The organism is Cupriavidus basilensis, from assembly GCF_000832305.1.
Lineage (GTDB): Bacteria > Pseudomonadota > Gammaproteobacteria > Burkholderiales > Burkholderiaceae > Cupriavidus > Cupriavidus basilensis_F.
In genome coordinates this window covers 2,793,521-2,809,899 of record NZ_CP010537.1, presented here as the reverse complement: position 1 = coordinate 2,809,899, position 16,379 = coordinate 2,793,521, and the positions used below count along the sequence as shown (strand labels likewise).

Sequence of the window (16,379 nt, the reverse complement as noted above, 5' to 3'; positions counted from 1 at the left end):
CATGAACTTATCTCCCGAACAATGAAGAAGCTGCGGATCGACCTGACCTCGACACTTGTTCTCGCACTGGTAGTCGCCGGTGCCATCTTGATGTGGGGCGAGCACGCGGGTATCAAAACGCTCGAAGCGCAAGGATTTTGGCTATCGGTGGTCGCTGTTGGCGCCATTGTGCTGGCCATTGTCGTGTCGGTGGATCGCCTGGGCCGCTGGTGGGATGCCCTGCATGCATTGGGCAAGTGGCTGGATCTTCGGAAATCGGCGACGGCTGGCGCGACACAAGGGAGCATCCTCGCCATCAGTGACCGGAATCGATCGGAGCCGAGTCTGCTGGGGCCATTTCGCCAGGAGTTGCTGCAACGACACGGCCTGCGCTGGCGCTACCGCCAGCCCTGGCTGCTCCTCACCGGCGACGACACGGCCATCGCCCGGCTCCTGCCCGAACTGGCGGAGCAAGGCTGGCTGATCACCCCCGACGCGGTGTTGCTATGGAGCAAGACCGGCAAGGAGGGCTGGCCGGAGGCCGACTGGCTCAAGCAACTCTGCCGACTACGCCGCCGCCGTCCGGTGGATGCGGTGATTCTCACAACGGACAGTGCAACGGATCTGCAGGCGCAGCGCCGTGGCACGCATCCCGATGGAATGCGCCTGGCGCGCATCGCCGATTTGCTGCGCTGGTCCGCCCCGGTCTACCTGCTGGATGTGGCGCAGGCGAGAACGGTGGCCCACGGCCTCATGCCGGTCATCGGTTGCGAGCTGCCGCGCCAGGCGGACGCGGATGCCATCGAGGGCGCGCTGTGCACGCTGCGAGACCAGCTGGCGCAGCGCCTCGTCGTGCAACTGAAGGACGGCAACCGCGACCGCTATATGGGAGAGCTGTCCCAGCGGCTCGACACCCGCGGCAAAGCGCTCGCCGACTGGATCGCCGGATCGGGGGGCCGGCAGCGCTGGCGCATCGCCGTGGACGGTATCGTCTTTGCGCCGTATCCCCGGCCTGTCGCCGGTGACGCGGACGTGCAGAGCAGCATCGACCTGCCGCTGTGGCACTACCTGGGCGAAGCCGCCCGCCGCCGGCCGGGACGGCGCGTTGGCTGGCACCCGGTCACGGTGTCCGCTATCGTGGGCCTGACGGCCATCGGCCTGTGGAGCGCCGGCATGCTGGTGTCCGGCGTGGTGAACAGCCGGGACATGCACGCCGCCCGGCAATCCGTGGACGACTTCCAGTCGGCCCCCAACCCGGCGGCCCGCCTGCGCGCGCTCATCGCCTTGCAGCAGCAGATCGAGCGCTACGAGTACCGCACGCAGCATCATGCGCCGCTCGCGACCCGCTTTGGCCTGAATCGCGATCCGGCGGTCATCGCCGCGCTGTGGAAGCCTTACGCGCAGGCCAGCCGCGAGTTGCTGGTCGCGCCCGTGCAGCGGGATCTGGAGGCGTCGCTGGTGGATCTCGCGCAACTGCGCACCACGGTGCTGGATGCGGCCACCAACCGGGTGGCGCTGAGCGGCCACCAGGCGCTCAAGACCTATCTGATGCTGGCCAACCCCGAGCGCGCCGAGCCGGCCTTCCTGGCCCCGCAACTGGTGCGGCACTGGTCCACCGATGCCCGGATCACCCCGGGCGAGCGGCAGGACCTTGCCGAGCGCTTGCTCACCTTCTATGCGGAGCACCTGAAGTCCAACCCGGCCGGACGCATCGAGCCGCGCCCTGAACTGGTCGCCGGGGCCCGCCAGACGCTGCTGGCCGTGATCGGCGAGCGCAATGCCGAGGACACCATCTACCGGGGCGTGATCCAGGCCTTTGGCGAGAGCGCGGGCAGCAAGTACCCGGACCAGACCCTGGCGGCGCTGACCGCCGGCACCGATCCCCGGGGGCTGGTGCGAGCCGCGGCGATCGTGCCCGGGGTCTTCACCCGCCAGGCCTATGAGGGCTATGTGGCGCCCGCGATCGAGCAGGCCGCCAGGCGCACGGAGATCGCCAATGACTGGGTGCTGACCGACGGCAAGCCACTGCAACAGCCATCCGCGAGCCGTTCGGCCGAGGCGCTGCAGGCCGCGCTGACCGAGCAGTACTTTGCCGATTACGCCGAGCGCTGGCAGGACTTCATGAACAGCCTGCAATGGGAGGCCGCGCCGACCCTGCCGGCCGCGATCGCGCAGCTCAAGCTGATGGCCGATGCGCGCCAGTCGCCGGTGATCGCGCTGATGAAGTCGCTCGAATACCAGGGCGGGGCCGGTGCCCGCAAGGACTCGCTGTCCGACACGCTGGTGGCCAGGACGCAGGATCTGCTGGGCAAGAAGCCGGCGGGGCCCGAGGTGGCGAAGCCGGACGCGGCAGGGCCGCTGGGCGCGGCCTTTGGCCCGGTGCTGCGGCTGGTGGCGCAGGGCCAGCCCGGCAGCGCCAACGCGGGCGCCAACGCAGGCACCAGCGGTGACCTGAGCCTGCAACGCTTCCTTGACCGCGCGACGGCACTGCGCTTGCGCCTGCAGCAGGTCGGCAACAGCGCAGATGCCGATGCGCAGGCCCGCCAGATGGCGCAGGCGCTGTTCCAGGGCAAGGGCTCTGAGCTGGCCGACACCCACGCCTATGCGCAGCTGATGGCGGCCAGCCTCGGCAGCCAGTGGGCGGGCATGGGCGAGACGCTGTTCGTGCGGCCCATCGCGCAGGCCACGCAGACGGTGCTGCAACCGGCGCAGGCGAGCCTGAACGATGCGTGGCGGCAAAGCATCGCGATGACGTGGAGCCGCTCGTTCGCCGGACGTTATCCGTTTGCCGACACCGCCAACGATGCCTCGCTGGTTGAACTGGCGCGCTTCCTGCGCCCGCACAGCGGCTTGATCGGGTCCTTCCTCGGCACGCAGCTGGCGGGCGTGCTCGAACTGCAGGGCGACCAGTGGCTGCCGGCAGCCACCGGCGGGCAGGCGCAGTCCTTCGATCCGGCCTTCCTCAACGCGATCAACACCTTGCAGCGCCTGGCGGCGCACCTGCTGGCGCAGGGCGAGCCGCAGTACCGCTTCGCGTTCAGGCCGATCCCGACCCCGGGCCTGATCGACACGCTGCTGACGCTCGATGGGCAGACGCTGCACTACTACAACCAGCGCGAGACGTGGCAGGCGATGACGTGGCCGGGCAAGACCCTGGACCCGGGCACCCGGCTGCAGTGGCAGACCGAGCGCGCCGGCACCAGCAAGAGCTACGAGTTCGGCGGCCGCTGGGGCCTGGTGCGGATGCTGGAGCGGGCGCACATCGAGCCGGTGGACAGCGCGAACTACCAGTTGACGTGGCAGGCAAGGCCGCAAGAGCTGGATGGGCTGGACGGGCAGGGAGCGCAGGAAGGGCCGAAGGCCGGTGCCGAGCGCCAGGCCGACGCGCACGGCCGGACCTTCGCCGAAGATCCCGACAGCCTGACCGCGCGCAGCGCCCAGGCGCCCGTTGCGGCGGACGTGACCTATCCGGTGCGCTACCTGATGCGCACCGAGGTCGGGCAGGGGCCGCTGGAGATGCTGGCGCTGCGGGGCTTTGTGCTGCCAACGCGGATCTTCGTGGGCCGGGAGCCGCAGGCGGCGGCCCGCGCCGTGCCTGGTCCGCGCAAGTAGCGCCAGCGGAGCCAGAGAGGGTTGCCGGGAAGATGCGCCGCCCGCACGGCCCGGGCTGGCGCCGCAGCCAAGACCTCAATTTGCCGTCAGGCTGGCCGATATCCAATGGGGGAAGTGGCGAAAAGGTCGCTACGCCTGACACGCGCCCGGTCAGGGAGCAAACCTGACGGAACACTGCCTGGCACAGGTGTTGGCCAGGCTCGATCCATGGCGCGCCGTTCGACAGGACGAGATCCGGATTTCTGGCGGTATCTGAGAGGATGAAAGTGGGAGACACGGACGATACCTGCGCAAGACTGGCGGCCGCGCTCGATGGCGGCCTGCTCCAGCCGGCATTCCAGCCATTGATCTGCTTCGAAACCGGCGCCATCGTCGGCTTCGAGGTGCTCGCCCGCTGGACGGACCCTGCAACGGGCCCGGTTTCTCCCGTTACTTTTATAGCGATCGCGGAGTCGTGCGGGCTTATCGATCGCCTGACTTCCCATATCGTGCGCACGGCGTGCGCGCAGGCCGTGGGCTGGGGCCAGGGCTTTGTGCTGGCGTTCAACGTGTCGCCGGTGCAATTGCGCGACAAGGCGGTCGTCGCGCTGATCTCGGACGCCGTTACGCAGACGGGATTCCCGCTGGAGCGCATTCAGGTCGAAATCACCGAGGGCGCCATGCAGACCGATATCGAGCTCGCGCGGGCCATCATCGACGATCTGAAGGCACTCGGCATCGGTATCGCGCTGGACGACTTTGGTACCGGCTATGCCAGCCTGACACGCCTGCACGCCCTGCCATTCGACGAGATCAAGATCGACGCCAGCTTTGTGCGCGGCATGCTCGATGACCAGGAGTGCCGCCGGATCGTGACGGCTATCGTGGGGCTGGGCCATAGCATCGGCACGCGTGTTGTCGCGGAAGGCGTGGAGCGCGAAGAGCATGCCACCATACTGCGCAAGCTGGGATGCGACATCGGCCAGGGATGGCTGTGGGCACAGGCGCTGCAACCGGAGCGGATTCCCGCGCTGATCCAGCGGCTTGGCTTGCGCGCGCCGGATCCGCGTCCACTGGATCGTTCGCCGTATCAGCGCCTGCATCAGATGGAGGCGCTCTATGTCGGCGCGCCAGTCGGCCTGTGCTTCCTGGACACGCGCTTGCGGCACGTGCATGTCAATGGGCGCTATGCGGAAATGTTCGGCGCCCAGGCGGACGCCCTTGTTGGCGCGCAACTTGGCGCTCAACTTGGCGCGGACAGCATGCCAGAAGCCGCCGGATCGATCTGCTCGCTGGCGCATGCCGTGCTTGCCGCGCAGGCGTGCTCCCCGGTGGAGCGCGAGATTACCGCCAACGGCGAGGTCTACCTGGTGGTCGCCCAGTGCGTCAACGACGACATCGGGGACGTGATCGGCGTCTCCCTCGTTGCCATCGGCATTTCGGCGCGCAAACGGGCCGAGCTGGCCTTGCGGGAAAGCGAGGAGCATTTCCGCTGCTCGGTCGAGCTGAGCCCGCATATTGCCTGGGCGGCGGACCCTGATGGCACGCTGTGCTATATCAGCCCGAACTTCCGCGACAGCGCAGGGTACGCCATGCAGGACCGCATCGACGCCTGGCGCGCCGCGGTCCATCCTGACGACCAGTTGCGCATCCGGGCGGAGTGGCTTGCCTGGATCCCGAGTGGCCAGCCGTTCGCGACCCGGTTCCGCATCCAGTGGCCGGACGGCAGCTGGCGCCACATGCTGAGCCGTGCCCAGCCGCATCTCGGCGCGAATGGCGCGATCGATCGCTGGTATGGCGTCATCAGCGATATCAGCGCGCAAGCCAGCATGAAGCAGCGGATCGCAGACCTGGAGGACCAGGTTCGTGCCCTGACGGCGCCCGTGGCATAGCGATCCTCGGACCGGACGCATTTGCCGCGCCGCACACGCAGCTTCAGATCGGAAACTGCGTCGTCGACAGCACCTGCTTGAGCACCATGAACGAGCGTATCTGGCGGACCCCCGGCAGATACAGCAATTGCTCCGCATGGAGGCGATTGAAGCTCTCGCTGTCCTTGGTGCGCAGCATCATGAAGTAGTCGAACTCGCCCGTCACCACGTGGCACTCCATGCAACCGGAGACCTGCTGGGCGGCCTTCTCGAACTCGGAGAAGGATTCCGGCGTGGACCGGTCCAGCACCACGCCGATCATCACCAGCATCCCCGCGTCCAGCGCGGCCGGGTTCAGCAGCGCCACGATCCCGCGAATCAGCCCGAGTTCCTTGAGCCGCTCCACGCGCCGCAGGCAGGCGGGCGGGCTCAGGCTGACTTTGGCGGCCAGCGCCACGTTCGAGATGGACGCGTCGCGCTGGAGTGCGCGCAGGATGGCTTTATCGGTGCGATCCAATGCCTCGGAATGTGGCACGGGGTGCTCTGTTTTGGTGCGCAATTTTGTTTCGTCCATGATGCTTTATAAAAAACAAAAAAGTGAAAACGAGTGCCGTGAATTTTTTATAGTGCATAAATTGACAGATATTTGCAACCATGTTTCGTGCGTTTTTTTCTAGGATTGAGTCCATCGCAGCATCAACGAAAGGTGGCTCCACATGCCAGTGTTCTTCGCCAGCCTTGATGCCTGGATCCCCGCTCTTCACCCGAGTCATCCAAGAAACCCAGGAGTTGCCAGCATGAATCTCAAACGCTTTCCCCGCCACCAGCTGACGTTCGGCCCCACGCCCATCCAGCCGCTCAAGCGCCTGAGCGCGCATCTCGGCGGCAAGGTCGACCTCTATGCCAAGCGTGAGGACTGCAACAGCGGCCTGGCGTTCGGCGGCAACAAGACGCGCAAGCTCGAGTACATCATTCCGGACGCGCTCGCCCAGGGGTGCGACACGCTCGTGTCCATCGGCGGCATCCAGTCCAACCAGACGCGCCAGGTGGCTGCCGTGGCGGCGCATCTCGGCCTGAAGTGCGTGCTGGTGCAGGAGGACTGGGTGAACTACTCCGACGCCGTCTATGACCGCGTTGGCAATATCCAGATGTCTCGCATCATGGGCGCCGACGTGCGCCTGGTCAGCGATGGCTTCGATATCGGGATCCGCAAGAGCTGGGAAGAGGCCATGGAGAGCGTGCGTCAGGCGGGCGGCAAGCCCTACCCGATCCCGGCAGGGTGTTCCGAGCATCCGCTGGGCGGCCTGGGCTTTGTCGGCTTTGCGGAAGAAGTGCGCGCACAGGAAGCCGAGCTCGGCTTCAAGTTCGACTATGTCGTGGTCTGCTCGGTGACCGGCAGCACGCAGGCTGGCATGGTGGTCGGCTTCGCCGCCGATGGCCGGGCCAACCGCGTGATCGGCATCGACGCATCGGCCAAGCCGGCGCAGACCCGGGCGCAGATCCTGCGCATTGCCCGCAACACCGCGCATCTGGTCGACCTCGGCCGCGATATCACTGACGAAGACGTGGTGCTCGACACGCGCTACGGCGGGCCGGAGTATGGCTTGCCTTCCGAGGAGACGCTCGAAGCCATCCGGATGAGTGCCAAGCTCGAAGGCATGATGACCGACCCGGTCTACGAAGGGAAATCGATGCAGGGCATGATCGACCTGGTCCGCCGCGGCGAATTCCCGGAAGGCTCCAAGGTGCTCTACGCCCATCTGGGCGGCGCCCCGGCGCTGAGCGCTTATAGCTTCCTGTTCCGCAACGGCTGATCCCGCGCGATGGCTGCCCCCTGATGCCGGCGGCGCAATGCCGGCACCAGGGCTCGCTGGTCCGGCAAAGCCCGCGCCCTTGTTTTGCTCCCCGTTGTTTGCTCCCCGTTTGCTCCCAGTTTGCCCCCCGTCGCTCAATCACAGGAGTAGCGCATGAACGTCGTTTCACGAAGCGTTTCGATGGCGGTGAAGGCGCTGTCGCTGTTGGGCATCGCCATGTGCGCCGCGCATGCGCAGCCCCAGGGATATCCCGCCAGGCCGGTCGTGCTGGTTGTGCCGTTTCCGCCCGGCGGGGCGGTAGACATCATGGGACGATTGGTTGGCAAGAAGCTGGGCGAGCGTCTGGGCCAGCCCGTGGTCATCGAGAACCGCGCGGGCGCCGGCACCATCGTTGGCGCCGGCTATGTGGCAAAGGCCGCGCCTGACGGCTATACGCTGTTCATCAGTTCCGGCTCGACCTTCACGGTCAACCCCGCCATCAACGCCAACCTGCCCTACGATCCCGTGAAGAGCTTCGAGCCCGTCGGCCTGGTCGCGCGCGTGCCCCTGATCCTGCTGGCGAATCGCGATGTCCCGGTGGACAACCTCAGGCAGATGATGGCGGCGGTGAAGGCCGCGCCGGGCAAGTACGCCTACGGCTCGTTCGGCAATGGCACCACCGGCCACTTCGCGGGCGAGATGATCCTGGCCGCTACCGGCATGCAGCTCCAGCATATTCCCTACAAAGGCAGCGCTCCAGCCATTGCCGACCTGATCGGCGGGCAGATTCCGTTCTCGGTCGACACCATCGCGGCATCCCTTGCGCATATCAAGAGCGGCAAGATCAAGGTGATCGCGGTGGCAGGCGCCAGGCGCGCGACGCTGCTGCCGGAGGTGCCCACCGTCGCGGAATCCGGCTTCCCGGGTTTCGATGCGGATTCTTGGGTGGCGATCGCGGCGCCGCGTGGCTTGCCGCCCGATGTCAAGTCACGGCTGGAGAAGACCCTGGCGCAGACCATGAACGACCATGAGATCCAGGAAAAACTGGTGGCCAATGGCCTGGAGCCGTCCTATGCGACGCCGGAACAGGTCAGCGCCATGATCGACAAGGACCTGCCGCGCATGCGGGCCATTGCCCAGAAGGCCGGTATCCAGGCAAATTGAGCCGGGCAGTTGCCGGCGGGAGCGTATCAAGATGGCATCTCGTGACCGATTCGGTTCCATCCTGGCGAGCGATCCGGTTGTACAGGCGGATCCGCAGGAATTGCAGGAGTGGTGCGACGCGCTCGACGGCGTGTTGTCGTCCTGGGGCCCGGAGCAGGGCAGGGAGCGCGCCTGCGCCATCCTGGATGCGTTGCTGGCGCATGCCGGCAAGCATCGGTTGCGGTGGCGGCCGGCACAGGTAACGCCTTACCTGAACACGATCCCGGTCGAAGCGCAACCAGCCTATCCCGGCGACCTGGCGATGGAGCAGCGCCTGTCGGCAATCCTGCGCTGGAACGCGCTCGCCATGGTGGTGCGCGCCAACCAGGCGCATGGCGAGCTTGGCGGCCACATCGCGAGCTATGCCTCGGCGGCGGATCTGTTCGAGGTCGGCTACCAGCATTTCTTTCGCGGCCCGGATGCCGCGCAAGGCGGGGACCTCGTTTTTTTTCAGCCGCATTCGGCGCCTGGCGTCTATGCGCGTGCCTTCCTGGAAGGCCGGCTGGACGAAGCATCGCTTTGCCACTACCGGCAAGAGATCGTTGCCGAAGGCAAGGGGATTCGCGGCCTGAGTTCTTACCCGCATCCTTACCTGATGCCGGACTTCTGGCAGTTCCCCACCGGCTCGATGGGCATCGGCCCGCTCAACGCCATCTATCAGGCGCGTTTCATGCGCTATCTGGAAAACCGGGGCTTGAAAGCGACCAGCGAGCGCCGGGTCTGGGGCTTCTTCGGCGATGGCGAGATGGACGAGCCGGAGTCGATCGCCGCGCTGACGCTGGCCGCCCGGGAAAAGCTGGATAACTGCACGTTCGTCATCAACTGCAATCTCCAGCGCCTGGACGGGCCGGTGCGCGGCAACGGGCGCATTGTCGATGAGCTCGAGGCCTTGTTCGCGGGGGCGGGATGGCATGTCGTCAAGTGCTTGTGGGGGTCGGAGTGGGACGCGCTGCTGGCGCGTGACCACGATCACGCCATCAGCCGCGCGTTCGCGCAGACCGTGGATGGCGAGTTCCAGACGCTCTCGGCCAACGATGGCGCGTTCAACCGCGAGAACTTCTTCAGCAAGACGCCGGCGCTGCGCTCGCTGGTGGCGCATCTCTCCAACGACGAGATCGACCACCTGCGCCGGGGCGGGCACGATCCGGCGAAGATCTACGCGGCCTTTGCCGAAGCCGCCAGGCGCAATGGGCGTCCCTGCGTGGTGCTGGCCAAGACCATGAAAGGCTACGGCATGGGCGCCATCGCGCAAGGCCGGATGACCACGCACCAGCAAAAGAAGCTGGGCCCGGTTGATCTGCTCGCGTTCAGGGACCGCTTCCAGCTGCCGCTGACCGACGAACAGGTGGCCCAGGCCGCGTTCTACCGCCCGGCGCAGGACAGCCCCGAGATTCGCTACCTGCAAGCCAGGCGCGCCGCCCTCGGCGGCTATCTGCCCGCGCGCCATCCTGGCGCCGAATCGTTGCCGGTGCCCGGGCTGGACAAGACCGCCGCGTTCGCCCTGCACGCCGACGGCAAGGCCATGAGCTCCACCATGGCCCTGGTGCGGTACCTGGGCGCCTTGCTCAAGGATCCCGTGCTGGGCCCGCGGATCGTCCCGATCGTCGCCGACGAAGCGCGGACGTTCGGCATGGCGAACCTGTTTCGCCAGGTCGGCATCTACGCGCCCTTCGGCCAGCTGTACCAGCCGGAGGATTCGGCTTCGATGCTGTCGTACCGGGAAGTCAAGGATGGCCAGATCCTGGAGGAGGGCATCACGGAAGCCGGCGCGCTGTCCTCATGGACCGCGGCGGCCACCAGTTACGCCACGCACGGCACTACCATGCTGCCGTTCTATATCTACTACAGCATGTTCGGCTTCCAACGCGTGGGCGACCTGATCTGGGCCGCGGCCGACCAGCGCGCACGCGGGTTCCTGATCGGCGCGACCTCGGGGCGTACCACCCTGGGGGGCGAGGGCCTGCAGCACCAGGACGGCACGAGCCACCTGGCGGCGTCGACCATTCCCAACTGCCGCGCCTACGATCCGGCCTTTGCCGGGGAGCTGGCGGTCATCGTCGACCACGGCATGCGGCGCATGGTCAGCGAACAGGCCGACGAGTTCTATTACGTTACCGTCACCAATGAAAGCGTCGAGAATCCGAGCCTGCCGGCCCAAGCGCACGAAGGCGTGGTGCGGGGCATGTACCTGCTACGGCGCGGCGCGGCGTGCGAGCACCGCGTGCAGTTGTTCGGCAGCGGCGCCATCATGGGGGAAGTCCTGAAGGCAGCGCGCCAGCTCGAGCAGGCGCATGGCATTGCCGCCGATGTCTGGAGCGTGACCAGCTACATCGAGCTGGCGCGTGAAGGGGTGGAGCGCGAACGCCTGTGGCGCCATGGCGAGGTTCCGGCCATCGATAGCTGGTTCGGGCGGCAGCTCGGGGCGGGCAGCGGCCCGATTGTCGCGGCCACCGACTATGTGCGCGCGCTGCCGGAGCTGGTGCGTGCTTTTGTCCCGCCGGGGCGGCGCTATGTGACGCTGGGCACCGATGGCTTCGGACGCAGCGATTCGCGGGCCGCACTGCGGCGCTATTTCGAGGTCGATGCCGCGGCCATCGTCCAGGCCAGCCTGGCGGCGATGGCGGAGATCGTGGCCGATGAGATGGCTTGCGAAAGAAGGCACCTTGCCGAGGTGATTTCCCTGGCGTCGATATAGTCAGCTGGCGACCCTCATCAAGCCCCATCAGGCTCCCATCAAGCCGCGGTCAGCTGGCGCAGTGCTTCCAGCAGCTTGACCGCGGGGCCGGGCAGGATGCCTTGGCGCCGCCGGAAGGCCGTCAGCGTACGCGTGCCGACCCCGCCGGGAATGTGCAGAATGTCGATCACGCCGGCCTTGCGCTCGGCCTCGACCATCGGCTCGGCCATCCAGCTCAGGAAGCCGGATTGCGCGACCAGGCTCTTGAGCGCGGTCACCGAACGCGTCTCCACGACGATGTTCGGCAGGCCCAGGCCCTGCGCCGCAAACACCTGCCGCATGTGCTCGAACGGCCCGGTGCCCCGGGGCGGGATGGCCCATTGCTGGTCAAGGGTATCGGCCAGGGTCAGTGCCGGCTTGCGCCGCAGCGGGTGGCCCGGCGCTGCCACCACGTAGCTGCGGTCCTCCCACCGGCAGTCGGCAATGGCCTCGATCTCGTCGGTGTCCGGCGCGCAGATGCTGAGCGCCAGGTCGATCTCATGCCGGATCAGGCTTTGCGCCAGCCGGTCCCACACGCCCTCGGTAATCTCCACGCGCAGGTTCGGCCACGCCTTGGTGACGCGGCCAACAGCCAGCGGCAGCACCAGGCTGGCGATGCTGCCCACCGCGCCCACCTTGATGGTGCCCTTGGCCAGGCCGCGCATGGCATCGATCTCCTCGCGCGCGTGCTCGGCCTCGCGCTGCAGCAGCGTGGCATGGGGGAGCAGGGCGCTGCCCACCGCGGTGAGCAGCATGCCCTTGGCGTGCCGCTCGAACAGCGGTGCGCCAAGCTCGTCCTCCAGCCGCTTGATGGTGCGGCTCAGGGCAGGCTGGGTCACGTGCAGCGCGTCGGCGGCCCGGCCCAGGCTGCCGCTGGCGACGATGGTGGTGAAGGCCTTGAGCTGGCGCAGATCGAAAGTCATGCGCAAAAGTAATGCCTTTTGGCCAAGAAGGCAATATTCAATTAAGGGTCGGGCTCGCATACTCTGCACACCAGGCACGCACTGGCCTTGGGCCAGGCGTTCAAACGAATGCATCGACGAGAGAGATTTGCATGACCGGTAGCACGACAACCGTGGCGGGCGCCGCGCGTAACGTAACCAGCGTAACCAGCGCAACCAGCACCGTGCGCGACGCCGTGATCGACCTGCTGCGCCAGCTTGGCATCACTTCGGTGTTTGCCAATCCCGGCTCGACCGAGTTGCCGATGTTCCGGGATTTTCCCGCCGACTTCCGCTACGTGCTCGGGCTGCAGGAGGCGGTGGTGGTGGGCATGGCCGATGGTTTTGCGCAGGCCAGCCGCAATGCATCGCTGGTCAACCTGCATTCGGCGGCTGGCGTGGGCAACGCCATGGGCAATATCTTCACCGCGTTCAAGAACCGCACGCCGATGATCGTCACGGCGGGCCAGCAAGCGCGCTCGATCCTGCCGTTCGATCCCTTCCTGTCTTCTACCCAGGCCACCGAGCTGGCCAAGCCCTACGTCAAGTGGAGCATCGAGCCGGCGCGCGCCGCGGATGTGCCGCTGGCCATCGCACGCGCCTATTACGTGGCGATGCAGGAGCCGCGCGGCCCGGTGCTGGTCTCGATCCCGGTGGACGACTGGGACCAGCCGGCCGAACGGGTGGCCGCGCGCGCCGTCAGCACCGAGGTGCGGCCCGATCCGGTGGCGATCGGGCGCGTTGGCGCCGCGCTGGATGCCTGCGAGCGGCCTGCCTTTGTCATCGGCGGCGCGGTCGATCGCGCCGGTGCGTGGGACGATGTGGTGCGCCTGGCCGAGACGCACAATGCGCGCGTCTATGTGGCACCCATGTCCGGTCGCTGCGGCTTCCCGGAAGACCATCGCCTGTTCGCCGGTTTCCTGCCCGCCATGCGTGAGAAGATCGTCGGCCTGCTGGGCGGGCACGACCTGATCCTGGTGCTGGGTGCGCCGGCCTTTACGTACCATGTGGAAGGCGCGGGCCCCCACGTGCCGGAGGGCGCCACGCTGTATCAGCTGATCGACGATCCCGCCATCGCGGCCTGGACGCCGGTGGGCGCATCGGTGGTGGGCAATATCCGGCTCGGCGTGCTTGACCTGCTGGCGCGGCCCGCGCCCAGGGCACGCCCGTTGCCTGCCCCGCGCCAGCCACGCTCGCATGCCGAACCGACGCGGCTGATGTCCACCGCCTATGTGCTCCAGACCCTGGCCGAGGTGCGCGACGCCGCCGACATCGTGGTCGAAGAAGCGCCCAGCGCGCGTCCCGTCATGCAGGGCTACCTGCCGTTCACGCAAAGCGGCACCTTCTACACCATGGACAGCGGCGGGCTGGGCTACGGCATGCCCGCCGCCGTTGGCGTGGCGCTGGCGCGGCCGGGGTCACGCGTCATCGCGCTGATCGGAGATGGTTCCAGCATGTACTCGATCCAGGCCATCTGGAGCGCGGTCCAGCTCAAGCTGCCGATTACCTTCGTGATTCTCAACAACGCACGCTACGCCGCGCTGCAGGACTTCGCGCCGGAATTTGGCTTTGCCCCGTCCGATCCGGTGCAGGGCACGGACCTGCCGGGGATCGATTTCGTGGCGCTGGCGCAAGGCATGGGCTGTGAAGGCACGCGCGTGCGGGACGCTGCGCGGCTGCGCGATGCGCTAGCCGATGGGTTGCGCTCGCAGGTGCCGACGCTGGTCGAAGTCGAGGTTGCCTGAGTCGCAACCCTGGGCCGCAGGCAAGCAAACCGCGGGCAAGCAAAACAAAGGAGACAAGCATGCAGAAGATTTCGTTGCTGATCGACGGCCAACAACGCCAGGCCGGCAATGGCGCCACCTTCGAGCGCCGCAATCCCCTGGACGGCGAGGTAGCCACGATTGCCCCGGCCGCTACGGTAGCCGATGCGCTGTCGGCGGTGGACGCCGCCGCCGCGGCCTTCGACGCCTGGGCCGCCATCGGCCCGAGCGAGCGCCGCGCGCTGCTGACCAGGGCCGCGCATGCGCTGGAAGCCCGCAGCAAAGCCTTTGCCGCCGCGATGGCCGCCGAGACCGGCGCCTCCGCCATGTGGGCCGGCTTCAACGTGCACCTGGCCGCGGCCGGCCTGCTTGAAGCGGCCAGCCTGACCACGCAGATCCATGGCGAGGTCATTCCGTCGGACGTGCCGGGCAGCCTGGCCATGGGCGTGCGCCAGCCGGCCGGCGTGGTGCTTGGCATGGCGCCCTGGAACGCCCCGGTCATCCTGGCCGTGCGCGCCATCGCCTTGCCGCTGGCCTGCGGCAATACTGTCGTGCTGAAGGGTTCGGAGATCTGTCCGGCCACGCACGGGTTGATCATCGAAGCCATGCAGGAGGCCGGCCTGCCCAGGGGCGTGGTGAACTTCGTCACCAATGCGCCGGCCGATGCGGGCGAACTGGTGGAGGCCATGATCGCCCATCCGGCGGTACGGCGCGTGAACTTCACCGGCTCCACGCGCGTGGGCAAGCTCATCGCCGCCAGCTGTGCCAGGCACTTGAAGCCGGTGGTGCTTGAGCTGGGCGGCAAGGCCCCGTTGCTGGTGCTGGACGATGCCGATATCGATGCCGCCGTCGCCGGCGCCGCCTTTGGCGCGTTTGCCAATTCCGGCCAGATCTGCATGTCGACCGAGCGCATCATCGTCGACAACAAGATCGCCGACGCCTTTGTCGCGCAACTGGCGGCCAAGGCCAGCGCGCTGCCGCTGGGCGATCCGCGCAAGGGGCCGGTGGTGCTGGGCTCCGTGGTCGACATGAGCACCGTTGCGCGCTGCAACGCCCTGATCGACGATGCCTTGGCCAAGGGCGCAAAGCTGTTGTGCGGCGGCAAGGCGGACAGCACCCTGATGCCCGCCACGCTGCTCGATCACGTCACGCCGCGGATGCGGATCTACGCGCAAGAGTCGTTCGGCCCGGTCAAGCCCATCGTGCGCGTCAGCGGCGACGCCGAGGCCATCGCCTGCGCCAACGACAACGAGTACGGGCTGTCGTCGGCGGTATTCAGCCGCGACGTGGCGCGGGCCATGAACGTGGCCAGGCGCATTCAATCCGGCATCTGCCATATCAATGGCCCGACGGTGCACGACGAGGCGCAGATGCCCTTCGGCGGCGTCAAAAGCAGCGGCTTTGGCCACTTTGGCGGGCAGGCCGGCATTGCCGAGTTCACTGACCTGCGCTGGGTCACCGTGCAGACGATGCCGCGCCACTATCCGTTCTAGGCCGCGGGCGGCCGGGTTGCCGCCTCGCCGGAACTTCGCCACCCAACGAGCGCCGGAATCCGGCGAGACCTATGATCAAGATCGCAATTCTCGGGGCCGGGGCCATGGGCTCGCTGTTCGGCGCACGCCTTGCCGAAGCGGGCCATGCCGTTACCTTGCTCGATATCAACGACGCGCATCTCGACGCGATCCGCCGCTTTGGCCTGCGCCTGCAGACCGATGAGGCGGACCGGCGGGTCCACGGCATGCGGGCGTTGCGCCCGGAACAGGCGGATGCCATCCCCGAACTGCTGATCGTCTTTACTAAATCCATGCACACGCGCGCCGCGATGGCGGGCGTGCGCCACCTGCTGGGGCCGGACACGACAGTGCTGTCGCTGCAGAACGGCCTGGGCAGCGTCGATGCGATTTGCGAGTTCGTGCCGGCGCAGCGGCTCCTGATCGGCGTCACCACATGGCCGGCCGACCTGGTTGGCCCCGGGCACGTGCATTCGCACGGCGAGGGCGGGATCCGGATGATGAGCGCCGATGGCGTGGACCGGCCCGCGGTGGCGGGGACGGTGGCGGCGCTGGAGCGCGCCGGGCTGCACTGCACGGCCGATGCCGATGTGTGGGCCGCGATCTGGGAGAAGGTGGCCTTCAACGCCGCGCTGAACCCCCTGTGCGCGGTCACTGGCAGCACCGTGGACCAGCTGGGCAACATCCCGGATGGCACCGCGCTGGCCTTGGCCGTGGTGGCCGAGGTGCTGGCCGTGGCCAGGAGCCAGGGCGTGGCTGTCGATGCGGGCAAGGTCGGCGCCAACGTGTTGCACGCCATCGGCCATCACATCGGCCACAAGCCATCCATGCTGCAGGACATCCTTGCCGCCCGGCGCACCGAGATCGATGCGATCAACGGCGCCGTGGTGGCCGCGGCGCGGCGCAGCGGGGTGCCGGTGCCGTGCACCGAGAGCCTGCTGCAACTCGTCCGGCTGATCGAAGCCCGGGCGGCCAACGGCGGGCAGGGCGCCAGTCCGCTCCAGGCGCACTGAG

10 protein-coding genes are annotated in these 16,379 nt (G+C 67.5%); 8 read left to right on the top strand and 2 right to left on the bottom strand.

What is annotated here, in order from left to right:
• Window positions 1-21 precede the first annotated feature (21 nt).
• Both RR42_RS33005 and RR42_RS33000 read left to right on the top strand, forming a co-directional pair.
• Window positions 22-3,591 carry an ImcF-related family protein gene (locus tag RR42_RS33005; protein ID WP_043356168.1) on the top strand — a complete coding sequence of 1,190 codons (3,570 nt, stop codon included), beginning with the start codon at window positions 22-24 and terminating at the stop codon, window positions 3,589-3,591.
• Window positions 3,592-3,851: 260 nt separating this feature from the next.
• A complete protein-coding gene (locus RR42_RS33000) occupies window positions 3,852-5,462 on the top strand; it encodes an EAL domain-containing protein (protein ID WP_052495134.1) in 1,611 nt (536 codons plus the stop codon).
• 43 nt (window positions 5,463-5,505) lie between these two features.
• Here the strand turns inward: RR42_RS33000 and RR42_RS32995 are convergent, their stop codons facing one another.
• Entirely contained in the window at window positions 5,506-6,015 is a 510-nt protein-coding gene (locus RR42_RS32995; protein ID WP_043356167.1) for an Lrp/AsnC family transcriptional regulator, read from the bottom strand.
• Window positions 6,016-6,238: 223 nt separating this feature from the next.
• On the opposite strand from RR42_RS32995, the gene RR42_RS32990 reads away from it, so the two are divergent.
• The 3 genes from RR42_RS32990 to mdeB all read left to right on the top strand — a co-directional run bounded on the left by RR42_RS32990 (window position 6,239) and on the right by mdeB (window position 11,132).
• A complete protein-coding gene (locus RR42_RS32990; protein ID WP_043356165.1) occupies window positions 6,239-7,255 on the top strand; it encodes a 1-aminocyclopropane-1-carboxylate deaminase in 1,017 nt (338 codons plus the stop codon).
• Window positions 7,256-7,408: 153 nt separating this feature from the next.
• Window positions 7,409-8,398: a Bug family tripartite tricarboxylate transporter substrate binding protein gene (locus RR42_RS32985; RefSeq protein WP_043356164.1), complete on the top strand. Its 990-nt coding sequence runs from the start codon at window positions 7,409-7,411 to the stop codon at window positions 8,396-8,398.
• A gap of 31 nt (window positions 8,399-8,429) precedes the next feature.
• Window positions 8,430-11,132, top strand: a complete 2,703-nt coding sequence (gene mdeB, locus RR42_RS32980) for an alpha-ketoglutarate dehydrogenase (RefSeq protein ID WP_052495133.1) — start codon at window positions 8,430-8,432, stop codon at window positions 11,130-11,132.
• 38 nt (window positions 11,133-11,170) lie between these two features.
• On the opposite strand, the gene RR42_RS32975 is transcribed toward mdeB, so the two are convergent.
• The gene (locus RR42_RS32975; protein ID WP_043356162.1) at window positions 11,171-12,073 is read right to left on the bottom strand and encodes a LysR family transcriptional regulator; all 903 of its coding nucleotides are present in this window, start codon (window positions 12,071-12,073) and stop codon (window positions 11,171-11,173) included.
• A 131-nt stretch (window positions 12,074-12,204) separates the two neighbouring features.
• Between RR42_RS32975 and mdlC the strand changes: the two genes are divergently transcribed.
• From mdlC to RR42_RS32960, 3 genes are all read left to right on the top strand, one after another.
• Window positions 12,205-13,836 (top strand): benzoylformate decarboxylase, encoded by a 1,632-nt coding sequence (mdlC, locus tag RR42_RS32970; protein ID WP_052495132.1) that lies wholly within the window; start codon window positions 12,205-12,207, stop codon window positions 13,834-13,836.
• 59 nt (window positions 13,837-13,895) lie between these two features.
• Window positions 13,896-15,347 carry an aldehyde dehydrogenase gene (locus tag RR42_RS32965; RefSeq protein WP_043356160.1) on the top strand — a complete coding sequence of 484 codons (1,452 nt, stop codon included), beginning with the start codon at window positions 13,896-13,898 and terminating at the stop codon, window positions 15,345-15,347.
• A gap of 74 nt (window positions 15,348-15,421) precedes the next feature.
• Window positions 15,422-16,378, top strand: coding sequence for a ketopantoate reductase family protein (locus tag RR42_RS32960; RefSeq protein ID WP_052495305.1), 957 nt, complete (start codon window positions 15,422-15,424; stop codon window positions 16,376-16,378).
• Window position 16,379 lies beyond the last annotated feature (1 nt).